This window comes from Frankia torreyi (assembly GCF_000948395.1).
Lineage (GTDB): Bacteria > Actinomycetota > Actinomycetes > Frankiales > Frankiaceae > Frankia > Frankia torreyi.
Genome location: NZ_JYFN01000007.1, coordinates 64914 through 88952, shown reverse-complemented (window position 1 = coordinate 88952; position 24039 = coordinate 64914). Strand labels below are relative to the sequence as shown.

The window sequence follows — 24039 nt, the reverse complement described above, 5'->3', positions numbered from 1 at the left end:
ATATCGTGGGCGAATGCGCGTGAGCGCCGACCCCGCGCCGGTTCACCCGGGCCGACGACTGCCAGGAGAGGCGAACCAGTGCCCGCCACCGCCGTTCGTTCGTTCCGGATCCTGCTCGTCGAGGACGACCCCGGTGACACGCTCATGGTCACCGAGGCGCTGACGGACCGGGGGTTCGACCACGAGCTGCACGTGGCCGCCGACGGCGTCGAGGCGATGCGCTTCCTGCGCGATGCCGCGGCGCCCCGGCCGGACCTGATCCTGCTCGACCTCAACATGCCCCGGATGGACGGCCGGGAGGTCCTCATGTCGGTCAAGGAGGATCCGGCCCTGCTGACCATCCCGGTGGTCGTCCTGACGACCTCGGACGCCCCGACCGACGTGCTGCGCAGCTACAGCCTGCACGCGAACGCGTACGTCACCAAGCCCGTCGACTTCGACGCCTTCATCCTGGCCCTCCACCGGATCGACGACTTCTATCTCGGCCTGGTCCGTCTGCCCGGAAGCTGAGCTCGTCCCATCCTCCGTATTGGTGGGCGCGGCGGGGCATCGCAGGCCGATTCCCGGAGGTCGCCCGGCGGTGAACCCGGCTGTGATTGCGGTGGATCGTCCCCGCCGTGCGCACCACCTACGGGTAGCTTCTCCTAACTTCGGGCAGCCTTACCTGTATCGATGTTCCGATCGTTGTGACGGGTCGGGAGTGTCGGCTCGCTGCGAATTACGCATCCTTGTGATTTGCTGGTGCCTCGAGGTTCGTAAGCCTGCCCGGTCCGGTCGATCTGTGTCCCCGTCGTCGCAGATGGTCGGTGTCCGGTCGCGGGCCGCCGGGGTGACCGGAGCAGCCGCCCCGCCCTGCCCCGGCGCGGTGTGGGACGTCCGGCTGGAAACAGCCGACGGAAAGGTGTGGAACCGATGGCGACGCGTGGCGACACGGAAATCATAGAACTGCTCAACAGTGTGCTGACGAACGAGCTCACAACCATCAACCAGTATTTCCTGCACAGCCGGATGCAGCGCAACTGGGGCTATCGGCGGATTGCGGAGCACTACTACCACGAGTCCATCGACGAGATGAAGCACGCCGACCAGCTCATCGAGCGTGTCCTCTACCTCGGCGGTCTGCCGAACCTGCAGCGGCTGCATACGCTGCGCATCGGCGAGACGGTCCCCGAGCAGCTCGAGATCGACCGGTCCGGTGAATTCGAGGCCGTCGACGTGCTGCGTGGCGGCATCGCGCTGAGCCGCGAGCGCGGCGACATCGGCTCGGCGGTCCTGCTGGAGCAGATCCTCGTCTCCGAGGAGGAGCACATCGACTGGCTCGACGCCCAGCTCGAGCTGATCTCCCAGCTTGGCGCGGCCAACTACCTCAGCCAGCAGATCCACGAGGACGACTGACACTCCCGCGGGTCACCCCGCCCGCGGTGCCGAACGCGGCGCCCCGCCACGCCCGGGCATGCGGGGGCGTCGCCGTCGCCCGGGCACCGCGGCGCGGCGGCCGGCAAGGCGTGCGAGGCCGGCAAGGCGTGCGAGGCCGGCAAGGCGTGCGAGGCCGGCAAGGCGTGCGAGGCCGGCAAGGCGTGCGAGGCCGGCAAGGCGTGCGAGGCCGGCAAGGCGTGCGAGGCCGGCAAGGCGTGCGAGGCCGGGAAGGCGTGCGAGGGCGCGGCGCCGAGGATGCCGGCAGGGCGGGTGTCGGCGCTGAGGGCTCACGACGCCGAGCCGGTTGGCTGGGGAGTCCGGGGGGCGGCCCGGCGGCTCCTTATCGCGTCCCGTCCGGCCGAGCCGCGCACGTGCGGGCGGGGCCGGACGGGCGGCACCGAGAATGCGCGGGACGTTCGTACGGGGTGGCACCCCGGCCGGCGCGCTCGACTGTTCGGTGGGTCACCGAATCCCGCCCTCCTCCTCGTTGCCGTCACCGGCTGTTATTGGTCGGAGCTATGGGTGATCCTTCCCGTGTGGCGGTGTCCGGTCTCGCTATGCAGGACCGATCCTTCTGGCGATAGTGTCCAGGCGGGCGTTCGCAGCACCTGACGTCGACGTCCACAGGGTGCCGTCTCGGCGGCTCGCCGGAGGAGGAGAGGGTCGATGGGCATCGCCAGGCCCCGCCGACCCCGGCTGCCCGGCCGGTGGCCGCCGACGTCGCCGGAACCGCCCACCTGAACCGTCGGGAGCCCCCGCGGGGGTGCCCCCGAAAAATCCCTTGCGAATGGAAAGGATCGTGCTCTAGTGGCGACGTACACGCTGCCCGACCTGAAGTACGACTATGGTGCACTGGAACCGTCCATCATCGGACAGATAGTCGAGCTGCACCACGACAAGCACCACGCGACCTACGTCAAGGGTGCGAACGACACCCTTGAGAAGATCGCGGAGGCGCGCGACAAGGGCGACTTCGGCGCCATCGTCGGCCTGGAGAAGACGCTCGCGTTCAACCTCTCCGGGCACATTCTCCACTCGATCTACTGGGAGAACCTCTCTCCGGACGGCGGCGACAAGCCGGACGGCGTGCTCGGCGAGGCCATCACCGCCGACTTCGGGTCCTTCGACGCCTTCAAGGCGCAGCTCAACGCGGCGACCACGACGGTGCAGGGCTCCGGCTGGGGGGTGCTGGCCTACGACGCCACCGGCCAGCGGCTGCTCATCGAGCAGGTGTATGACCACCAGAGCAACATCGGTGTCGGCAACACCCCGCTGCTGGTGTTCGACGCGTGGGAGCACGCCTGGTACCTGCAGTACAAGAACGTCAAGGCGGACTACGCGGCGGCCCTGTGGAACATCGTCAACTGGGCCGACGTCGCCGAGCGCTTCGCGAAGGCGAAGGCCGCGGCGGCCGCCTGATCGCAGCACCACGCACCGCCCGGGGTCCACGCCCGCCCGAGTCCGGTCCGCCGGGCCCGGGCTGGTGGGGACGCGGGCCGAGGCGCGCGGCGGGGGTGAGCCCCGTCGCGGCGTCGTGGGCGAGTCACGGCAAGGGCATCACCCGCTCGGGTGGTGCCCTTGCCGTCGTTGCGCGCTCCGCCGCCTCGTGATCCGCGGAAGTGATGTAGGGCACAGCAAGAACCAGTTGACGGATGGCGGTACGACTACCAAGGGTAGTAGGCATGTCTGTGGACGCACGTCAGTCCGTTCGACTCGGGCACGAGGTCTCCCCGTCGCCGTCATCCTCCTCATGGCGCTGTCGCTGAGCTGATCCGCCGGGAGCCCTCGCCCGACCTTCGGCCCGTCGCCGAACCCTCATCCGTCGGACGAGGGCGGGCCACCGCCGAGAGACCTACCCGCCTTCCCCCGCGGCCGCGCTCCTCTGGCGTGCCGGCGCCGCTTCGTCCTTCGGCCGGTGAGCTGGTCGTGTCCCGGGAACCGGCGCCGTCGCGTTCGGCGTTGGGACAGGCGGGGGTCAGTCCACCGCCCGGACGCCCACTCGCGCGACCCGCCCGACCGGCCGTGACCCGCCCACCGGCTACCCGACGCACGACCTGCTCCCGCCGCGTCCGCGGCACGCCCGGTCCATCAGGCCGCGGCGATCCGTTTCCTCCAAAGGAGACCAGGCGCCGATGATGTCGCCGTTCCAGCCTCTGTCCCTCGCCGATCGGCAGGCGGGCACGTATCCCGCCGTCGCGGCGCCACGCTCCGTGCGCCCGCTCGTCGCTTCCACCGCGACCCCCGCCCCGCGCAGCCCCGTCGCGACGGCAACGCCCGTGCGGCCGCCCGCCCGCGCCCGCGCCACCGTCGCCCGCCGGGACATCCGGGCCACGATCGCTGCCCTGCCCGGCCGCGGGGAGGACCCGGCGATCTTCGACGCGCTCGCCGACCGACTGGCGCTCGACGGCTACCTGCTCACGGTCGTCCCCGACGGCGGTAACCGGGTGTCCGCCCTGGTCGAGGGACGGGTCCCGGGCACGCCGTTCGTGTTGCTCGGCTCCGACACCGGCGCGCTGGCGGCGCTGGCGATGGTCGGCTCGCCCGCCGTGCGTCCCGATGGCCTGGTTCTGCTCGGCCTGCCGCTGCTGCACCTGCCCGTGGCCGGCCTGCCCGTCGAGGAGCCCTCGCCGCGGGCCCTGCCCGACCTGCCGATCCTGCTGCTGCACGGCGCCGACGACGAGATCAGCCCGCTGCCCCTGGTGCGGATGACGACCCGGACCGCGCCGCGCGCCGAACTCGACGTGGTCCTCGGCGGTCACGACGTGCTCACCGGATCGGGACGGCGCAGCGTCGCGGCGCGCACCGTGCTGTTCCTGGAGTCCCTGCTGGACGCCTGAGCCCGTTCCCACTCCCGGCTCCCCACCGCCGGCTCCCATCCCGCGCCCCCGCTCCGCGCCCCCGTGCGGGGCGGTCCGGTGAGCATGCCGGTCGCGCCGACGCGGTGACGCTGGCCGGTCTCCCAGCGTGAAGGTGCCTGCATATGTCGGGCATACTGAGCGCACATCGGCCCGCCTGCGCCGCGGCGGTCGTCGCGGTGGGGGCCGGGGATCGGGGAGAGGCGGGGGTAGCGGGGTGTCGTCATCGTCGCCGCCACGGCCACGGCAGCGGTCGCGGTCGGCCGCCCTCGTGGCGGTCGGCCTGCTCGGAGCGTCGCTGCTCATCGTCCTGCTCGTACCGGGGCGCGGGAGCTCCCACGATCCGGGGACGCGCTGTCGCAAGGTGAAGATCTACACCGGGCAGGCGAACTCCCCGTACTGGGTCGTCGCCCAGGAGCTGGGCCGCGAGCTCGTCCGGCGCCATCCCGGCTGGGGGCTGACCGTCGACCCGGTCGCCACCGACGGCAGCGCCGACAACCTCTACCGGCTCCAGGGCGACGGGGCTGCGCCGTGCTCCCTCGCGCTGACCCAGCTCAACGTCGCCGTGGACGCCACCTTCGGTATCTACCAGTTCGACTACCAGAGTGCGGCCCGGTTCCGCCGCGGCACCCTGAACCAGGTCAACCGGCTGCGCACGCTCGGACCCGCCTACTTCGACCTCGTGCACGTCATCGTTCGCCGCGGCGAGGTGTCGAGCCTGCGCGACCTGTGCGGCAAGACCGTCTCCGGCGGCCTGGAGCTGTCCGGCTCCCTGCAGATGAACGACGTGCTGTTCGACAACGTGTGCGCGCTCACGCCGCCGGCGCTGCCGCTGCCCCACGTCGTCTACCAGACGCTCGGTGAGGCGATGGATTCGCTGACCGATCCGGCATCGTCCACGGACCCGGTGCGGGCGGTGGTGTGGGTGGCGGCGCCGTCGGGGATCCTCGACGAACGGATCCGCCGGCTCGGCGGCGCCGCCAGCGACCTGCAGCTCCTCCCGATCGACCAGTATCGGGAGGGTTTCGGCACGCACTGGGACCGGTACTACGGGCGGGTCGCCGGCGCCGGATTCGTCGGCCGCGACGGCGCGCCGGGCATCTTCGCCGACCGGACGATCGCCGCCGGCACCTACAGCGGGGTGAACCAGCCGACGGCGACGATCGGCGCTCCCAACGGCCTGGTGGTCCGCGACTCCGTCGACCCCGGGCTCGCCGTCGCCGCGGCGAGGATCATGGCCGACCGGTCGTGGCTCGCGGGCGTGCTGGGCCAGGCGGCACCCGCCGCCGTCGCCCACGCCCACAGCGACGCGCTCGAATCCGACACCGACGCGGGCGGCAGCGAGTACCGCCAGCTCTGGCGCAATCCGGTGTTCTGCCTGGTGCCGGTCCTGCCCGCCGTCGCGACCGCGCTGCGCGAGTACACCTCGCAGCAGCACTGCGGGCTGTCCTGACGGCTGCCTTCAAACGGCCGCCTTCGCATGGCCGCCTTCGCATGGCCGCCTCCGAGCGGGCGGCCCCGCCGTGGCCCGGGTGGGCCGTCAGGCGCGCAGGTACCCGCGGCGCACCGCCTCGTCGATCATGACGCGGACGTACTCCCACAGCGCCGGGGATCCGTCCTCGATCGTCTTCTGGTGGTTCAGCACGTCCGCCCTGGTCACCCCGTGCGGACGCCAGGTGCTCCCGCCGGTGTAGAAGTTCAGTAGCAGCGGCTGCACCCGGTCGAGCGCCCGGGCGAACCGGGCGTCGGGGGTGCGCCGTGCCTCGAACTCCTCCCACAGCGCCCGCAGCTCGTCCGCCTGGTCACCAGGAAGCTGCGGGAACAGCCGATCGGCGGCGGCCCGCTCGCGTTCGGCCTGGCCGGCCGCGGCCTGTGTGTCGTACAGGAACGTGTCGCCCGCGTAGACCTCCACCAGATCGTGGATCAGCAGCATCCGCACGACGCGCGCCTGGTCGACCTCCGCCGCCGCGTACTCGCCGAGGACGACGGCGAGCATCGCCAGATGCCAGGAGTGCTCGGCGTCGTTCTCCCGGCGGGACCGGTCGATCAGGTGGCTCTGCCGCAGCACCGACTTGAGCTGGTCGATCTCCAGCAGGAAGGCGATCTGCCGGGCGAGGCGCGCGTCGGTGATTCCCGGGGGCGGCTCGACCGGCCGTCCCACCGGACCCGCGGGCTCGTCGCGGGAGGGGGATGGGATCATCGACACGTCGCTGCCTGCTCCTCTCCCGGTGCCCCGCCATGGCCGCCGCCCGTCGCGGCGCCGCCCGATCGGGGGTCACGGGCTCGACCCGATCCTCCCAGACGGACGGGACGGGCGGGACGGGCGGCCGGGCATGGCGCCTCGCCGGCTCGGGTCGGGTGAAATCACCGCGCGAGGTAACGGGATCCGTGGGATACATATACGCTCGGTGACCGTGACGGTTGTAGCGTCGCCGCCGCCTGCTCCCAGCGGGGGGCCGGATTCCGGGCGCCGCGGGGGTGTCCGGCGAGGGCGCGAGGGTGGGGCTTGCGGGGCGCCGGTCCCGCCCGGCCCCGGCTGGTTCCGCCGGGCCGCGCGGCTGGCGCGTACCGTCGCCGCGCGCTGCGATGCCGGCGTCCGGCTGGTCGGGCTGCTCGGCGTGCTCGTCGTCGCCCTGGCCCTGTTCGGGCTGACCCTGCGCGGTGTCGTCGCCCACCGTCTCGACGCCACCGACGATCTGGTCACCCGGCAGGGGCGAGCGCTGGCCACGGCCCAGGAGCTGCGTGCCGCGCTGTCCCAGGCGGACGCCGCCGCAGCCGCCGAGTTGTTCGCCCCTGTCGAACTGCTGGTTGACAAGGGTGAGCCGGCGGCGGAGCTGCGGGCCCGCTACGACGGGATCAAGGCCGGTCAGCCCTTCGAGGCAAGCGTGGCCGAGGCGGCCCGCGACGTCCTCGACCTGCGCCGCCTCGACCCGAGGCTGTGCGCCACGGCTCCGGATCCCCGACTCGGCCCCCCCGTCCCCGCTGCGGCCGCTCCCGATCCGGTCGCCGCGGCGGGAGAAGGCGACGGCAGCGACGACGATGACCTTACGACCGCCCCGGACGGGCTGGTCGACGGTTCGGATCAGGCCGGCGGGATGGAACCACCCTGGTCCGCCCCGGGGGGTGCGGATGCGTCCGGTGGTGTGCGTCCGGCGGGCGGGGCGGGCGGCCTCGGCGCCGGGGGAGCCGGGGGAGCCGGGGGCACGCCGGGCGGTTCGTCGGGGGGCGTGGCGTCCGTGGCGTGCCCTCTGGACCTGCTGGCCCAGGGCATCCCCGTCTACAACGGGATGGTGGAGCGGGCCCGGGCGAACAACCGCGCGGGCCTGTCCGTGGGCGAGGCCAATCTGCGGGCCGCCTCGACGATGATGCGCACCGAGATCCTCCCCTCGACCGAGGTCCTCGTCGCCCGCTACGCCGACGCCGTCGACCTCGCCTACCAGCGGGCCACCGGTTCGCAGGGGGAATGGGCCATCGTGATCACCGCCGGCTTCGCGCTGGGCTCGCTGGTCGGTGTGCAGTTGCTGCTGGTGCGCCGGACGAATCGGTTGATCAACCCGGGCCTGGTGGTCGCGACCGGCGCGGTGCTGACGGCGGTCGTGTGGACGGCGGTGGCGTTCGGCACCCAGCAGACCCGCCTGGACACCGCGCGCGATGCCGGCTATCGGCAGATGACGCTGCTCGCGCGGTCGAAGACCCTCGCGCTGGAGGCCCGGGTCGACGAGAACCTGTCGCTGACCGCGTTGGGTAACGGCGTCCGCTTCGACGAGCACTTCGCCTGGGTGACCCGGGGGTTGGGCTTCGACTCGGCCGGCGACCGGCTGCCGCCCGAACCGGTCACCCGCCGCGGATCCCTCGTCGTGGCTCTCGACAGCCATCAGGGTGCGGACCTGCCACCCGGGCTGGAGGCGGACCTGCGTTCCTGGCTGCGGGTGCGCGACTCCGTGGTGAAGCTGCTGGCCTCCTCGCCCGACTCGGTCGTGGCCGCCGCCCACGGACCCGGGGACGCCGGCTCCGCCGGTGGGGATCCGCGCTCGTCCGACACGTTCGGCGAGGCCGTCACCCGCACGCTCGGGCCGGACACGGCCGCGTTCACCCGCTTTCTCGGCAAGCTGGACGTGGCCGTCGACACCGCCCGCGGTCGGTTCGAGGGCGACGTGCGCCGGGCCGCCGACGCCCTGCGGGCCCTGCGGCTGGCCGGCCCGGCCCTCGTGCTCGCCGCCATCGTCGCCGCCGCGGCCGGCATGTGGCCGCGACTGCGGGAGTTCCTGTGAGCCCCCGCGACCGCGTCCGGCTGGTCGCCGCGGGGCTCGCCTGCTGCCTGGCCCTGCTGGGCGGTGCCGGCTGCAGCACGGCGCGCAGCCCGCTGCCGATCGAGGCCGGCCCACTGCCGCGTTCCCCGGCGCCGCCGGTCGAGCCGACGTCGGCGCCGGCCGGGGCGGTCAATCCGGACGGCACCTGCCGCCAGGACGGCCGGCCGGTGCGCTCGACGCAGCCGCCGCTGGACCCGCTGCCGGCACCGGGGCGCATGCCGGCCGGCAGCCGGATGCGCGCGATCGCCCAGAACCGGGGCTACCTGCGGGTCGGCATCGTCACCGACGCACCGCCCGCGGGGCTGATGAACTGGCGCACCCTGCGGCTGGAGGGGTTCGACGTCGGCATCGCCCGCGCCGTCGCCGCGGCGATCTTCGGACCGGGCGACGTCGACGACCACATCCAGTTCCGGGCGGTCACCACGTCGGAACGGGAGGACCTGCTGCGTTCCAACATGGTCGACATGCTCGTCGCGACGATGACCATCACCTGCGAGCGCAAACGGCAGGTCCGGTTCTCCAGCGTCTACTACGAATCGACGCTGCGGTTGCTGGTCCGCCAGGAGGCGGGCTTCACCGACATCGCGGACCTCACCGGCCGGCCGGTGTGCACGTCGGCGGGCAGCACGGCCAGCGAGAAGCTCGCGCGGCTGCCGGCGCCCGCCCCGCGGGTGGTGACCCGTTCCCGCATCGCCGACTGCCTGGTCGCCCTCCAGCACGGCGACGTCGACGCGATCGTCGGTGACGACGTCCTGCTCGCCGGGCTCGCCGCCCAGGATCCCTACACGACGGTGCTCGGCCCGCAGGCGTTCGGGGCGGCGTTCGCCGCCGGCGGGCGACTCGACGAGCCCTACGGCATCGCGATGCCGATCACCGGTGACACCGCGGGGGACGACGGGTTCGTGGCGTTCGTCAACGGGGTGCTGCGCCAGATCATGCTCGACGGCACCTGGTCGCGGCTGTACGACGAGTGGCTGCGGCCCGGGCTGCGCGTCCCCGGCCGCCCGCCGCTGGTCGGCGCCGACACCTCCTGAGTCCGACGGGCGCCAGACCGGGCAGCCGGATCGGCCGGGCGGGCTGGCGCGGGTCCGAGCGTCAGAGCAGCGTGCGGGGGCGGGCATGGTTCGCCCGGTCGACGAGCCGGACGCGGCTGGCCCGATCGGGGGTCAGCCGGGCCATCTCGCGGTAGGTCTCGGCCAGCCCGAACCTCAGCTCGCGCTCGACCATGGCCCGACCGAGCAGGGTCGGGGGCCGCGGCGAGTCGGGTGGCGGGTGGCCCGCGGGGACCAGGGTCAGGGCGGCGGTGAAGATGTCGCGGCGCAGCTCGGCGCGGCGTCGTTCACCGAGGTCGAGCAGGGGGTCGGCCAGCAGCGCCGCGGCTCGCAGCAGCGCCGCGGACCCGACCGCCGGGGAGTCCGTCCCGGGGACGCGGGCGACCAGGACGCCGATCATCCGGACCCGCGACGCCGTGTAGGCGGAAGAGGAACGGGGCACCCGCTGGTAGGCGTCGATCTTGCCGGTCGGGTCGGTGCGGCAGCGCGCCAGCCCGAACGCGGCGCTGGTGACGCCGGGGTCGATGGCGCCGACGACGTCGAACAGCTCGCCCGCGCGCTCCCGGGCCGCCTGGCGCTCCCGCGCCGAGCCGGCGGTGGTCGCCACGTCGGCGAGGGCGGTGGCGAGGGCGAGGCGGGGGGCGAGCTCCCCGGGAACCTGCGAGTACACCCGGTCGAAGGCCGCCGCGGCCAGCCCCGGCCGCCGCGCGACCAGGGCGGCCAGTCCCCGGTACCAGTCGATGCGCCACTCCCGGGGGGCCGCCGAGGTCGCGGCGTCCAGGGCGTGGGCCGCCTCGCCGAGCTGCCCGGCGCGGATCCTCGCCCGGGCCAGCGCCAGGCGCACCTCCGTGGTCACCGGGACGATCGCGGCCAGCCGGGCGGCGAGTGCCGCCGGGTCCTCCTCCGGGCCGGCGGTCAGCGCCGGCGCGCGCGGGTCGTCCTGATCGACCCGCAGGTCCGGCAGCACCTCCCAGGCGGCGGGGGGCCCGGTCGGGCCGGCCTCCCCGGTGGGATGCCCGGCGGCGTCGAACCATCGGCTCGCCAGCGGCGGAACCGGCCCCTCCGTCCGGGCGACGATCTCGTAGAGCACGCCGACCAGCTCGTCGGCCAGTTCGGTGACGCTCTGGAAGCGCCGCTGCGGGTCGGTCGCGGTGGCCCGGCGCAGCAGCCGGTCCAGCGACTCGAACTCCCGCAGCGGTAGGTGGGCGCGTCGCGGGGGCAGCACGTGCCGGTAGGCGTCGACGAACCCGGGGAAGCGGCCGAGGACGAGCCGGGCCAGGGTCCGGGCGACGGCGAAGGTGTCCGTCGTCACCGACGGCGCGGCCCGCTCGACGCCGCCGGGGCGCTCGCCGTCGTCGTCGAGCTCGGGCGCGCGGTAGCCCGGTGTGGACAGGTACCCGGAGACCATGTCGTCCTGGCGACGGGCCCCGCCGAGGTCGATGAGCTTCACCCCGGACGCGGTGACCATCACGTTGTCCGGTTTGAAGTCGCAGTAGACCAGGCCCATCCGGTGCAGGTGGCCCAGCGCGGGCAGCACCCGCAGCAGATAGCGCAGCACGTCCGCGGGGGGTGGTGGGGCGGGCCGCCCGTCCGGACCGGGTGGCCCGGCGTCGGCCAGCCCGGTCAGGGAGACCCCGGGCACGTACTCCATCACGATGTAGTCCTCGCCCTCGTGGGTGACGTAGTCGAGGATCTTCACGATCGCCGGGTGGGACACCGTGGTGAGGATGCGGCGCTCGCCCTCCGCGATCCGCCGGGCCTCCGGGTTGGCCGCGTCGAGCAGGCCCTTGAGCACCACCCAGGCCTGTACGTCGTCGTCGCCGAGGTTGTCGTCCGTGGCGGCGTACACCCAGCCGAGGCCGCCGTGGGCGATCACACCGTGCACGGTGTACCGGCCGACGCGCTCGCCGGGGCGCAGCTTGACGGTGAACGAGTAGCGGTGGCCGCACCCCCCGCACGTGCCCTCGAGTGCGACCGTTCCCGACTGGCCCGGACGGGCCACCGGCGCGCCGCAGCCGGCGCACTCCCGCAGCCCCACGGGCACGCTCGGCGCCTCCAGCAGCGGTGGGGTGGCACCGGGCGGTGGTCCGATCCGGCGGGGCAGCCGCAGCGGGTCGCGGGGAACACCGGGCGCGGGGCCCCGGCGGGGGGAGGAGATCGTCCGTGGGCCCGGCACCGCACCGGCGCCCACGGCCCGCTCGCGGCCGTCCTCGTCGCCGTCGCCGGGGCGGGGCGAACCGGTGAAGCGGGCCCGGGTGGGCTCGGTCGGTTCGAGCCACCGGGTGGACCCGGCCGCGCCGCCGACACGGCCGTCCCTCGACGAGTCCGACCGGTCCCCGCGATGGTCCCCGTCGGGCAGCGTCGCGTCGTCCTGCGCCATGGGTGCCTCTCCGCCGACGTCCGCGGCCCGGCTGGGGCGCTGCCGTGCCGTGCCGTCAGCCTGCCACGGGCCCGTCCATCCGTCGTGGTGGAGCTCCCTTTGCTCCTGACACGGACGGTTCGGTCGCGGCGGTGCAACTCTGCCCCAGAGGTCGGCCGTATGCTGACGGCCTTCTGGGCGGTGACCCGGGCATGTCCTGCTTCGTCGGCTGGACCTCGCCTGGTGTTTTCCCGGTTGCGTGCGTGGGGTTCGGCGGTGAAGAGAACCGGGACCGGTGGGATACCCACCGCTCCACCCGGATTCCGGCCGACGGGTGCCCGGCGGACCGTTCACCGGGACCAAGGACCCTGTTTCCCGGCGGCGCGGTCCTCCGGCCGGTCGCCCCGGTCGGCCGGAATCGACGGCCGCCGCGCCAGGACGGCCACGGTCGCATCGGGCGCGGGGAATCGTTCGCGGTCGGATCCACACACGCCCGAGGGCCGACCGGATTGCCCGGTCGGCCCTCGAAGCAGCTCCCGGACCCGGAGCGACGCCGCTGGTGGGCGGGGTCGTCGGGCTCCGGCTCGGCAGAGGTCAGTGGTGCACCGGCCGACGGCCGTGCACGGCCCGGTAGATCAGCAGCGCGATGATCGCACCGATGATGGAGCCGATCAGCCCGGAGGGCTGGAACGCACCCTCGTCGAAGTCATGGCCGAACAGGAGGTAACCGAGGAAACCACCGATGAAGGAACCTACAAGGCCCAGGACAATCGTCGCCGGAATGCTCATCGCATCGCGACCCGGAACCACCAGGCGGGCGACCGCGCCAGCGACGAGCCCAAGCAGAATCATGGTGAGGATGAACCAGAGCACGAGAGCCTCCGCAATTTTGCCGTGGCCGGCGGCGGTGCCGGGGTGCGCCGCTTTCCTGTTCGCCGGGGTGATCGCGAGTGGTATCCCCGGTGCGGCTCCCGTCAAACTGTCCGATTTCGCAAAAGGTTCCCGGGCGCCCGCAGGTAAGTGAGGTCGAACCTTTTGGTCACCCCGTACGGCGCGGCGCGCGGGCCGACCACCGGCCGTCCTGGCGGCGGACCGCGATCGGATGGTCGAAACAGGTGCTGACCAGCTCGGTGGTCAGCACGTCGTCCGCCCGGCCGGTCGCCAGCGCCCGCCCGCCGCGCAGCAGCATGGCATGGGTCGTCGTGACCGGCAGATCCTCCAGATGGTGGGTCACCAGCACGCTCGCCAGCTCACCGAACTCCCCGGCCAGCGTCTCGACGCTGGTCAGCAGCCGTTCGCGGGCCGCGACGTCGAGGCCCGTCGCCGGCTCGTCGAGCAGCAGCAGCCGCGGCCGGGGCACGAGCGCCCGCGCGATCAGCGCCCGCCCCCGTTCGCCCTGGGACAGCGTCGGCCAGCGTGCGTGCCGGATCGCGGCGATGCCCAGCAGCCCGAGCAGCTCCGCCACCCGCCGCCGCTGGGCCTCGGTGGGCTGCCAGCGCGGAACGGGCTCGATCGAGCCGGTCGCCCCGGTCAGCACGACCTCCTCGACGGTCAGCGGCGAACGCAGCGGATGACGGGGGTCGACGTGCCCGATCCAGCCCCGCAGCGTCCGGACGTCGACCCGGCCCAGCCGGTGCCCGAGGACATCCACGCTGCCGCGGGTGGGGTGGCGCACCGCGCCGCACAGGCCGAGCAGCGTGCTCTTGCCCGCCCCGTTCGCGCCGAGCAGGGCCCAGTGCTCGCCGGGACGGACCGTCAGATCGACGTCGGCGAGCAGCTCCCGGCCCTCGCGCACCAGGGCGACGCCCGCACAACGAAGCACCGGCGGTCCCGACCGCGAGCCGATCACGGCGTCGACGGCTGACCGCGATGCAGGCGCCGCGCTGGTCAGAACGTCGCTGGTCAGGGCGCCGCTGGTCAGGACGTCGGCGGCGGGAGTGTTGCCGACGGGGGTGCTGCCGGCGGGGACGTGGCCGTTCAGCGGTGCGTCGGCCGTGGTCATCGGGTCCGACCGTCGCCGCGCTCGCGTAGCGCGGCGCGCACCTCCCTGGCGGCGTTGCGGGCGCGGCTCTTCAACGGCCCGAGCGTGCTACGCAGCCGGTCCCCGCGGCCCCCGCCGCCCCGGGCGACGTCGGCGAGGTCCACCTCACCGAAGTCGTGGTCGGGATGGTCCGCCGCTCCCAGCCGCCAGTAGCCGCGGGTCGAGATCCGGCCGCGGTCCAGTCCGGAGCCGAGCAACTGGCGGCGGATCCGGCGCACCGCCGAGGCCTCACAGGCGACCCAGGCCGCCGTGCCCGCCGGCAGGCTCGCCGCCGCGACGGACTCGGCGAGCAGCTCGCCGGCGACCCGCGTGCCGCGGTGCAACCAGGTGACCGTGGCCGCTGCGTTCACCGGCAGCTCGCGGCGGCGCCCCGCGTCGCGGACCTCCGCCAGCACCGTGACGCCCTCCGCCGGGGGCAGCCGTTCGAGGATCGTCGCCAGCGCCGGCAGGCCGGTCTCGTCGGCGGCGAGCAGGTGATGGGCCGCGCCGGCGGGGACCTCATAGCCACCCCCCGGACCGGCGATGGCGAGATGGTTCCCGGGCCGGGCCGCGGCCGCCCACCGCCCGGCCGGGCCCCCCGCGTGCAGCAGCATCTCGATGTCCAGCTCAAGGGCGTCGGGGTCGAACCGTCGCGGAGTGTAGGTCCGGACCACCGGGCGGGGCTGCCCCGCCGGGAAGACCGGCCGCCCGTCCGGTGCCCAGGCCGGGACGGTCGGCTCCCGCTGTCCGTCGACCGGAAGGAAGATCTTGATGTGATGCGCGGGCCGGGGCAGGGCGAACCCGGCCAGTGCGGGGCCGCCCAGGGTCACGGTGACCATGTCGTCCGCCAGCGGGGCCACCCGGACGACCTGCAGACGCCGCGGGGCGGGGCGGGTGCGTCGCGAGCCCGGCGCGCCGGAGGTGGCGGAACCGGACGGTTCCGCTTCGGAGGTCGACATCGCCCTCGTGTCCTGCCTTCCTGACCGCGGGGGATCGGACGGGGGTCCGCGTGCCCCGGCGCCACGACCGGCGCGGCCGCCGTGCGGTCGCGCACGGTGGCGACCACTCCGGACGAACCTACTTGCCTAGCCCGAACGGGGTGGCTGCTGTCCCTTCGGCCCCGCCGTGCTCGCGCAATCCACGAACCGATCCGGTCGGCGGAACGGCACCAGGCGATGGCGCGTTGAGCCGGACGGTGGACAGCGCACCTGTCGGGCCCGGGAGTCGCCGATGACGTCGTCGTGTGCCGGGGGTCGCCGGGCCCGCACGCGCCGGTACCTGATGTGCCGGCCGACCTACTTCGACGTCCGCTACGCCATCAACCCGTGGATGGACCCGCACCGCCCGGTCGACACCGCGCGGGCCTGCGCGCAGTGGGAGACGCTGCGTGCGCTGTACCGCGATCTCGGGCACACCGTCGAGCTGATCGATCCGCTGCCGGGCCTGCCCGACATGGTCTATGCGGCCAACGGCGGGCTCGTCGTCGGCGGCCGGGCGCTGGGGGTCCGGTTCCGCCATCCCGAACGGCGCGGGGAGCAGGCGCCCTACCTGCGGCGATTGGCGAGGCTGGCCCCGGACGGGGCATACCGCCCGGCGTTCTGCAACGAGGGCGAGGGCGACTTCCTGCCCGTCGGCGAGATGATCCTCGCCGGCACCGGATTCCGGTCGGAGCCGGCCGCGCATGCCGAAGCGGCGCGTGTCCTGCGCCGCCCGGTGCACTCCCTGACCCTGGTGGACCCGCGTTTCTACCACCTCGACACCGCGCTGTGCGTCCTCGACGACGATCTCGTCGCCTACCTGCCGACGGCCTTCGACGAGGCCGCCCGCCGGCTGCTCGCCACCCTGTTCCCGGACGCGATCAGGGTGAGCGAGGCCGACGCGGTGGTGTTCGGGCTCAACGCCGTCAGCGACGGGCGGCACGTGGTGCTCTCCGCCGCCGCTGAGGGGTTCGCCGCCGAACTGCGCAACCGAGGGTTCGAACCGATCGGGATCGAGTTCGACGAGCTGCGTCGCGGCGGCGGTGGAATCAAGTGCGCCACCCTGGAGATCCGTGCCTGAGCGCGGGCACACGCCGCAGCCCGGCTGGCTGGCCACCCGTCCCGGCACCCGTCTGGCCGGCACCCGGCGGGACGGGGGTGCCCTCACCCGGTCGCGGCCTGGCCGCCGAGGGCGCGGGCGAGGCGGGCCATCCCCTCGGCGATGCGTGCGGGCGCGTGCGTGGTGAACGACAGGCGCAGCGCCGCCGGGTCCGGCGCGCCGGCGAAGAACGGGGCGCCAGGGACGTAGGCCACGTCGTGGGCGACCACGGCGGGCAGCAGGGCGGTGGCGTCGTAACCCGCGGGCAGGCGAGCCCAGACGAACATGCCGCCTTCGGGCCGGTTCCAGGAGCTGCCGGCCGGCAGCGCCCCGGCGAGCCCGTCGAGCATCGCGTCACGCCGCTCCCGGTACACCGCGCACATGCGCGCGATCTGGGCGTCGGGGTCGGCGTCGGCCAGATAGCGGGCGGCGGCCGCCTGGTCGACGGTCGAGGTGTGCAGGTCCGCGGCCTGCTTGGCGATCACGCACGCGCGCCGCAGCGCCGCCGGCGCGCGCAGCCAGCCCAGCCGCATGCCCGGAGCCATGGTCTTGGAGAAGCTGCCGAGCAGCACCGTGCGGTCGGCCGCAGCCGGGTACGAGGCGATCCACGGCTGCGCCGTCCCCTCGTAGCGCAGCTCGCCGTACGGGTCGTCCTCGATGATCCACAGGCCTTGCCGGGCGGCGACCTCGGCGACGGCACGCCGGCGGTCCGCGGCCATGGTGCGTCCGGTGGGGTTCTGGAACGTGGGCACCAGGTACAGCAGCCGGGGGCGCTCCCGGGCGACGAGGTCGGCCAGCCGGTCGGGGATGATCCCCTCGTCGTCGGTGGGGGCTGCGAGTACCCGGGCCCCGGCGAAGCCGAAGCACTGCAGCACGGCGAGGTAGGTCGGGTCCTCCACCACGACGACGTCCCCGGGCTCGAGCAGGGCGGCGGCGAGCAGCGTCAGGGCCTGCTGGGAGCCGGTGGTGACCAGCAGGTGGTCGGGCTCGGTCGGCAGGCCGCGCCGGGCCAGGCGGGCGGCGACCGCCGCCCGCAGGTCGGGGTCCCCCTCGGTGGTGGAGTACTGCAGCACCCGCCGGGGCTCGTCGGTGAGCACCTGGTCGTAGGCGCGTCGGATGCCCTCGGCGTCGATCAGCTCGGGGGCCGGCAGACCGCCGGCGAAGGAGATCACCTCGGGCCGGGCGGTCAGGGCGAGGATCTCGCGCACCGGGGAGGTGCGCACCGCGCGGGCGCGGGCGGCGAGCTGCGGCGGGGCGGCGGCGGTCGTCATGGCGGCTTCTCGATTCCTTCTGCGTCGGCCGTGATCCGCCCGCAGGGCGTGCGGTCAGGCCGCCGCCCGGTCGGGTGCGCGGGTGGTCGCAGGTGCGGCGGGATGGCGGGTGTCGGGGTCGACGGCCCGCCCGCCAGGCCGGGTCGCGGCGGCGGGCGGGACGTCAGGGTCCCCGACGCCGGCCGACTGTCTCGGGCCGCCGGGGACACCGACGGGGGTGTCCCCTCAGGGGCCTCTCCCGGCAGGTGTCCCACCATCTGGGCTGGATCTCCCAGATGGTGGACTTCTCCATGGTAACCCCGCCGGCCCTCGCGCAGCCCCGGCCGTCCCGACTCCCGGCCGTCCCGACTCCCGGCCGGTCCGACTCCCGGCCGGTCCGACTCCCGGCCGGTCTGACTCCCGGCCGGTCCGCCGGACGGCGCCAGGCCGGCCCGGCGCGGCGAGACCCGCAGATGCCGTTGCAACCGGCTGCAACGAACCGTCGATGAACCCCTAGTGGACCCGGAAGAAGCACAATGGAAGTTGCTCGGTCGAAGGTCGTGTATCCGGCCTTGAACGAGGAATACCGAGGGCCGGGCATACCCGAGAGAAAGCATCCGAGTGCAGACGGGGGGAAACCCGGCATGAAGGCTACATATGAGGCACCGGCCCTTCAGGCTCAGGGATCGTTCCGGCAGGCGACCGGTTTCGTCGGCTTCTTCGTCGGCGGCTGGGGCGGGGGCTGGAGCAGCTGGGGTGGCTGGGGTGGCTGGGGTTGGAGTCGCTGGGGCCGCTGGGGTGGCGGAGGCGGCTGGGGTGGCTGGGGTGGCGGAGGCGGCTGGGGCTGGGGCTGGTAGCCCTCGGTTGACTCGCCGCGACCTGCGGCGGTCCCCCGGCCGGCCAGGCCATCGCCGGTAGTCCGGCAACGTTCCGACCAACTGTCACGACACCCACCACACGACACCCACCATCAGTGTTCTGTTCATCCGGGAACGAGGTGGCGACGAACCGCTCCGTATCGGTCGGCCGTCGCCATTTCGTCGTTTTCGGGCGGCGGCAGGGCACCGAGGATCAGGGGGTGCGGATCGGGAGGACTGGTATGCGCGTCGTCTGCGTGGGTGGTGGACCGGCGGGGTTGTACTTCGCAATCTCGACGAAGCTGCGCAATCCCGCACACGAGGTCACGGTGATCGAACGCGACCCGCCGGGAGCCACCTATGGCTGGGGGGTCGTCTACTGGGACAACCTGCTGGACGTCTTCTTCCGCAACGATCCCCCCAGCGCGCGCCGCATCCGGGCGCAGTCCACCCTCTGGCAGGAGCAGCGCATCAGCGTCGCGGGGGCGGGCGCGGCCTACCTGGCCGGATACGGCTTCAGCATGCAGCGGGCGGTGCTGCTCGACATCCTCGCGCGGCGCGCCGTCGAACTCGGGGTCAGGATCTCCTACCGCCACGAGGTCGCCGATCCGCGTCCGTACGCCGACGCCGACCTGATCGTGGCCGCCGACGGCGCCAACAGCCGGATGCGCCAGGGGGGCGGGAACCCGTTCGGGACCCGCGTCGCGACCGGGAGCAACCCCTACATCTGGCTGGGGACGGACAGGTTCTTCGACACCTTCGCCTTCGACTTCGAGCGGACCCCCGCGGGCTGGATCTGGTGTCACGCCTACCCGTCCAGCGCGGGCCTGAGCACGTGCATCGTGGAATGCACCCGGCGGACCTGGGAGGGGCTCGGCTTCGACGAGCGTGGCGACGCCGACACGTTGCGAGAGCTGGAGAAGATCTTCGCCGAGCCGTTGGACGGCCACGGTCTCATCAGCCAGTGCCGCGGCCGGACCGCGCGCTGGCAGCGCTTCACCGAGATCTCCAACGAGCGCTGGTACCACGACAATGTCGTGCTGCTCGGGGACGCCGCCCACACGACCCACTTCACCCTGGGATCCGGGACGGCGTTGGCGATCGTCGACGCGGTCATGCTCGCGCAGATCCTCGACGACAACGACGACGATCTGACAGCCGCGCTGCGGTCCTTCGACGCCCGGGGTCGGCTGGCGCTGCGCCCGGTGCAGGCGGCGGCGCGGACCAGCATGACCTGGTTCGAGCAGGCGGACCGCTACCTCGACCGGGACGGCGACGAGCAGGGCAACGAGGAGGGCAGCCGGGACGGCGACCGGGGCGCGGTGTCTTTCGCCTATGCGATGGCGGGGCGCCACGGTCCGCAGCCGCCGTGGCGCTACCGAGTGCACCGTGCCACCCAGGTCCCGGCGGTCCGCCGGGCGATGCGTGGCCTGCACTCGGGCAGCCGGTGGTGTCTGGCCCGCCGCCGGGGGGAACCCGCGCAGTCGCGGCCCGAGCGGCCCGAGCGGGCGGCTCGATGAGGACCTGCCTGGTCGCCTTGGGCTAACTCAGAGTAGGAGAGCCACCCGGTCACCCTCGAGGATGGCAGCGTGCGCGCGCCGTGGGGCCAGGCAGTCACCGACCCGATGTAGCTCGAACGGGGCATCCACCCGCAGCTTGGACCACAGAGCGTCCTCCGCTCGGGAGGGTTCGGTATGGACCACCCAGTCCACCGCGTGGCGCCGCACTGCCCCGGTGGGATGGTGTGTGACGCTCACCGTCAGCCCGTCTGCACGCCCGGAGCGGCCGGACGTACCCGGCGAATCGGGCGGAGCGGATCTGTGCGGATCCGGGTCGGCGTCGCCGACGGCCGTCACGACGAGGTCGCCGGCCTGTCGGACGCCGAGGGCGGCCGCTCGCCGGTTCCACCGCTCCAGATCCAGAGTGAGGCCGAGATCCTGGCCGACGACCATCGCGTCGCTGATCACCGTCACGTCGGCGCCGCGGGCGGCGAGCAGCTCCGCCACCGATGGGGCCTGGTGGAACCCCGTGCTGTCCACCACGAGCACCCGCCCGCGCGGGCGGGCCGCGCCGGTCAGCACCTCCCGCACGCCGACGATCCGTGGATCGTCGCCCGCCCAGTCGGGCCGGGCCGGCCGGGATCCGGTGGCGAGGACGACGGCGTCGGGGCCGGCAGTGTGCAGCAGATCGGTGTCGGCGACGGTGTCCAGCAGCACCTCGACGCCGAGCCCGTCGAGGCGGGCGGCGAGGTCGTCGACCAGTGCGCGTAGCCCGCCCCGGCCCGGCAACCGCGCGGCGAGGCGCACCTGGCCCCCGAGCCGGTCGCCACGCTCGACCATGGTGACGCGGTGCCCGCGTCCGGCCGCGGTGACAGCGGCCCGCAGGCCACCAGGGCCGCCCCCCACGATGAACACCCGCCGTCCGCGCCGGCGAGGCGGTGCCAGCGGCACCGCCTCCCGGCCCGCCCGCGGGTTGACCAGGCAGCCCAGCCAGCGATTGCGGCCCGTCCGGCCCACGCACTCCTGGTTGCAGGCCACACAGGTGCCGCCCTCGCGCCGCTCGCCCTGGCCGGCTTCGTCGCCTGCGCCCTGCTCGCCTCCGCCCCGGCCGTGCCCCCCTGCCCGGGCCGTCGCGGCGAAGGCGGGGTCGGCGATCTGGCCGCGGACCACCCCGACGAGATCTGCCTGACCGGCGGCCAGGACCTGCTCGGCCTGCGCCGGGTCGGTGAACCGGCCGACGGCGACGACCGGCAGGTCGACCGCCGCCCGGATCGCCGCGGCGATGTGCGCCGCGTAGCCCGGGCGGACCTGCATGCTCGGTATGATCAGCGGCAGCGTCGAGGTGGCCACACCGATGGCCGTGTTGAGGTAGTCGACCGCACCGGTGGCCTCGACCAGCGCCGCGACGGCGACCGCCTCGTCGAGGGTGATGCCCCCCTCGATCCCGTCGTCTCCGCACAGCCGTACGCCGAGGACCCGGCCGGGGCCGATCGCGGCCCGTGCCGCCTCGATGATCTCCAGCAGCAGCCGAGCCCTGTTCGCGAGCGGGCCGCCGTAGCGGTCGGTGCGCCGGTTCGTCGCCGGGGCCAGGAACCCACGGATGAGGGAGCTGTGCGAACCCTGCACCTCGACGCCGTCGAACCCGCCTGCCACGGCGTGTGCGGCCGTGCGGGCGAAACCGGCGACCACGTCGGCGATCTCGGACTCTGTCAGTGCCTTGGGCATCTCGCGGAACATCGGGTCCGCCACCGCGCTTGGCGCCCAGACGGGCAGCCGGGTGTAGGTCGAGGCGGACTGCCCGCCGTTGTGGTTGAGCTGGGCGAGAACCGGTACCCCGTGCGCGTGGACCGCGTCGGCGATCCGCCGTAGACCGGGGATTACCGCCGGGTCGAAACCGCGGATCATCTTCTCGTAGGGGCGGTCGCCCGGATGGGTGGTGAGCTCCTCGGTGATGACCATCCCGGTTCCGCCGGCTGCCCGGGCCGCGTAGTAGGCGGCGTGGCGTGCGTTCGGCAGACCCTCGTCGGCGTAGTTCGTCAGGTGTGCGCAGAACACGATCCGGTTGCGCAGCGTCAATGGCCCGATTTGCTGTGGGGTGAACAGTCCTGGATCTTCCCCTGTCCCCGCGCCGCCAGGCCCGGCGGGCCCGTACCTCGGCGGCCTCGGCGGCCTCGGCGACCTCTGCGGGCCGCCCGGGGCGTCATCCGCCCAGGCGGGCCGATCATGGTCGGGGCGGGGGATGCCATGGTCCACCCGGGGGGAGCCGGGCCGGCCGGCGCCGATCTCCAGCGCTCGCCGACGGCCTTCGAGGACGGCCGCCAGGATGGTCCGTGGCGCGATCGTGTCCCCCGCTCGGGGCAGGTCCGGGCGGTGGGTGTGCAGGGTGTCCCGCGGCAGCCGGGGACCGCAGTCGATGACGGCGGCGCAGCCGAGGATCTGCCGCTCGGCCGTCCACACGTCCTCCAGCACCAGACCGCCCGGACCGATCTCGCACACTCGGGACCGCGCCTGCCGCCGGACCCCGGCGCGGGCCAGCCGCACGTTCGCGGGCGCGAGATCGCCGGCGGCGAGACGGGCGCCCACCACCGGGTCGGGCGTCACGATCGTGACCGGCCGGCCGAGCTCGGCCAGCCATTGCGCGGTCGCCACCCCCACGGGTCCCCCGAGCGGGTCATGCACGACCACCGGCCCCGCAGGCAGGACCGCCGGCCCCGCCGTCAGGACGTGGACCACGTCGAGGACCTTGATCATCGCTTCGGCGTCGGGGGCGGGCAGGTCGGTCCGCGCGGCGGGCGGCGCCGGGACCGAGCCGGTGGCGAGCAGCACGGCGCCGCCGGTCGCCCGGTGCCGGTCGATCTCCTCGATGCCGATGTCGGTGTTCAGGCAGATCCGAACCCCGAGCCGGCGGCACTCGGCCGCCCACCAGTCGGCCAGCCCGGCGAGCCGGTCGCGCCCGGGCCCACGGGCGGCGATCCGCAGCGTCCCGCCGAGCCGGGCGCCGCGCTCGGCGAGTCGGACCTGGTGCCCGCGGGTGGCCAGCACGCGTGCGGCCTCCAGTCCGGCCGGGCCGCCGCCGACGACGAGGACGTCCACCGGCGCTGCGGCGCGTCCGTCGGGCCGGGGTTCGACGGTCTCGTGGCCGCTGGCGGGCTCGCCGATGCAGCTCACCACCGGGTTGCGGACATCCCGGACCTGGCAGGCCTGGTTGCACAGCACGCAGGGACGCACGCGGTGGCCCTGGCCCGCGCGGACCAGAACCACCAGGTCCGGCTCCGCGATGAGGGCGCGCGTCATCTCCACGACGTCGGCGGCCGCGGTGTCGAGGGCCTGCTGGGCGTCGGNGGCGTCCACCATGCTGCCCTGCAGGACGATGGGCACCCGGCCGGCGGCGGCGCGGCGCATCCGGCGGGCGAGATCGGTGTTGAAGGCGGGTGGGGTGGCCGCATCGGGCCGGTACGCGCCCGTCGCGAACGGGCCGCCACGGACGACGACGAGCAGGTCGACGAGGCCTGCGAGCGCGCCGACGTGGCCGGCCGCCAGGTCCGGGGTGATGCCCGCCCAGGGCGCCAGCTCGTCGCAGCACAGCCGGAGGCCGAGGATCCGCGCGTCGCCGATGGCCGCGCGGACCGCCGTGAGGACCTCCCGGGTCAGGCGGAGCCGGTCCCGGCCGTAGTCGTCGGCACGCTGGTTCGTCAACCCCGAGTGGAACTGCCGCAGCAGGGAGAACACCCCGGCGTCGATCTCCACTCCGTCGAGCCCGGCCGCCACCGCCCGGTCGGCCCCGGCGGCGAAGCCCGCGACGATGCCCGCGATCGCGCTCTGGTCCAGTTCGGCGGGTACCTCCCGGCTCACCACATCGGCCACCGGGGAGGGGGCCCACAATGGCTGTTGCGACCATGCGCTCGACCCCTGCCCGCCGGCATGGCCCAGGCCGGCGAGCAGCACAGTCCCGTGCGGGCGGATCGCCTGGGCCACAGCCGCCCACCCGGACCCGCAGTCGGCAGCAAGCGGAGCCCGTTCGTAGGGCCAGTCGTCGGGGGTGACCGAGGCGGTCTCGGTGACGATCACGCCGGCGCCGCCCGCCGCCCGCCGCCCGTAGTAGGCGACATGGCGTTCGGACAGCGCCCGTCCCCGGCCCAGGTTGGTCTCGTGCGGTCCGAACAGGACTCGGGAAGGCGCCCGCCGCCCGCCGCGCAGGACGATCGGCTGACTCAGCCCGGTGGGTGGGACCATCGCGCGGNNGGGCGGTGCACCCGCCGGTTCCCCGGGCCGCATCGATCTCCTCTACGGTGATGGTGGGTAGTAGGTGGGGTGCGGCCCGGGGGCAGCAGGTCCGGCGTGCCGG

General features: G+C 74.2%; 17 protein-coding genes and 1 pseudogene. 10 read left to right on the top strand and 8 right to left on the bottom strand.

What is annotated here, in order from left to right; all coding sequences use genetic code 11:
* The first annotated feature begins 78 nt into the window (after positions 1-78).
* The 5 genes from FF36_RS06535 to FF36_RS06510 all read left to right on the top strand — a co-directional run bounded on the left by FF36_RS06535 (position 79) and on the right by FF36_RS06510 (position 5724).
* A complete protein-coding gene (locus FF36_RS06535) occupies positions 79-510 on the top strand; it encodes a response regulator (protein WP_044884069.1) in 432 nt (143 codons plus the stop codon).
* Positions 511-912: 402 nt separating this feature from the next.
* On the top strand, positions 913-1395 hold the full coding sequence (gene bfr, locus FF36_RS06530) for a bacterioferritin (RefSeq protein ID WP_009737569.1): 483 nt from the start codon (positions 913-915) through the stop codon (positions 1393-1395).
* Positions 1396-2223: 828 nt separating this feature from the next.
* A complete protein-coding gene (locus FF36_RS06525; RefSeq protein WP_044884068.1) occupies positions 2224-2835 on the top strand; it encodes a superoxide dismutase in 612 nt (203 codons plus the stop codon).
* 713 nt (positions 2836-3548) lie between these two features.
* Positions 3549-4253, top strand: a complete 705-nt coding sequence (locus tag FF36_RS06515; protein ID WP_236705812.1) for an alpha/beta hydrolase — start codon at positions 3549-3551, stop codon at positions 4251-4253.
* A gap of 289 nt (positions 4254-4542) precedes the next feature.
* Positions 4543-5724, top strand: a complete 1182-nt coding sequence (locus FF36_RS06510; RefSeq protein ID WP_236705813.1) for a TAXI family TRAP transporter solute-binding subunit — start codon at positions 4543-4545, stop codon at positions 5722-5724.
* 87 nt (positions 5725-5811) lie between these two features.
* Here FF36_RS06510 and FF36_RS06505 read toward each other — a convergent pair whose 3' ends face one another.
* Complete coding sequence (locus tag FF36_RS06505; protein ID WP_082121718.1) at positions 5812-6471, bottom strand: HD domain-containing protein; 660 nt, start codon at positions 6469-6471, stop codon at positions 5812-5814.
* A gap of 214 nt (positions 6472-6685) precedes the next feature.
* On the opposite strand from FF36_RS06505, the gene FF36_RS06500 reads away from it, so the two are divergent.
* Entirely contained in the window at positions 6686-8542 is a 1857-nt protein-coding gene (locus FF36_RS06500; RefSeq protein ID WP_236705814.1) for a hypothetical protein, read from the top strand.
* Positions 8539-9615, top strand: coding sequence for a glutamate ABC transporter substrate-binding protein (locus tag FF36_RS06495; RefSeq protein ID WP_236705815.1), 1077 nt, complete (start codon positions 8539-8541; stop codon positions 9613-9615). The genes FF36_RS06500 and FF36_RS06495 overlap by 4 nt, the downstream gene beginning before the upstream one ends.
* A gap of 61 nt (positions 9616-9676) precedes the next feature.
* Here FF36_RS06495 and FF36_RS06490 read toward each other — a convergent pair whose 3' ends face one another.
* The 4 genes from FF36_RS06490 to FF36_RS06475 all read right to left on the bottom strand — a co-directional run bounded on the left by FF36_RS06490 (position 9677) and on the right by FF36_RS06475 (position 14971).
* Positions 9677-12013: a serine/threonine-protein kinase gene (locus tag FF36_RS06490; RefSeq protein ID WP_044884064.1), complete on the bottom strand. Its 2337-nt coding sequence runs from the start codon at positions 12011-12013 to the stop codon at positions 9677-9679.
* 573 nt (positions 12014-12586) lie between these two features.
* Positions 12587-12844, bottom strand: a complete 258-nt coding sequence (locus FF36_RS06485) for a GlsB/YeaQ/YmgE family stress response membrane protein (protein WP_041940742.1) — start codon at positions 12842-12844, stop codon at positions 12587-12589.
* A 187-nt stretch (positions 12845-13031) separates the two neighbouring features.
* Entirely contained in the window at positions 13032-13994 is a 963-nt protein-coding gene (locus FF36_RS06480) for an ABC transporter ATP-binding protein (protein WP_242418266.1), read from the bottom strand.
* Positions 13991-14971, bottom strand: a complete 981-nt coding sequence (locus tag FF36_RS06475) for a siderophore-interacting protein (protein WP_044884063.1) — start codon at positions 14969-14971, stop codon at positions 13991-13993. Before FF36_RS06475 ends, FF36_RS06480 begins: the two co-directional genes overlap by 4 nt.
* Positions 14972-15242: 271 nt before the next feature.
* Between FF36_RS06475 and ddaH the strand changes: the two genes are divergently transcribed.
* A complete protein-coding gene (gene ddaH / locus FF36_RS06470; RefSeq protein WP_044884062.1) occupies positions 15243-16070 on the top strand; it encodes a dimethylargininase in 828 nt (275 codons plus the stop codon).
* An 83-nt stretch (positions 16071-16153) separates the two neighbouring features.
* On the opposite strand, the gene FF36_RS06465 is transcribed toward ddaH, so the two are convergent.
* Entirely contained in the window at positions 16154-17359 is a 1206-nt protein-coding gene (locus FF36_RS06465) for an aminotransferase-like domain-containing protein (RefSeq protein ID WP_044884061.1), read from the bottom strand.
* Between the two features lie 623 nt (positions 17360-17982).
* Between FF36_RS06465 and FF36_RS32430 the strand changes: the two genes are divergently transcribed.
* Positions 17983-18195: a keywimysin-related RiPP gene (locus FF36_RS32430; RefSeq protein WP_082121717.1), complete on the top strand. Its 213-nt coding sequence runs from the start codon at positions 17983-17985 to the stop codon at positions 18193-18195.
* Positions 18196-18437: 242 nt separating this feature from the next.
* Complete coding sequence (locus FF36_RS06460) at positions 18438-19715, top strand: FAD-dependent monooxygenase (RefSeq protein ID WP_044884060.1); 1278 nt, start codon at positions 18438-18440, stop codon at positions 19713-19715.
* A 27-nt stretch (positions 19716-19742) separates the two neighbouring features.
* Here the strand turns inward: FF36_RS06460 and FF36_RS41425 are convergent.
* Together FF36_RS41425 and FF36_RS37265 are read right to left on the bottom strand one after the other, a co-directional pair.
* Positions 19743-23035 (bottom strand): annotated as a pseudogene (locus FF36_RS41425) (mycofactocin system FadH/OYE family oxidoreductase 2); the annotation flags it as partial.
* A 1-nt stretch (position 23036) separates the two neighbouring features.
* On the bottom strand, positions 23037-23927 hold an 891-nt coding region (locus FF36_RS37265; RefSeq protein ID WP_479686778.1), incomplete at its 3' end, for an oxidoreductase.
* Positions 23928-24039: the final 112 nt, after the last annotated feature.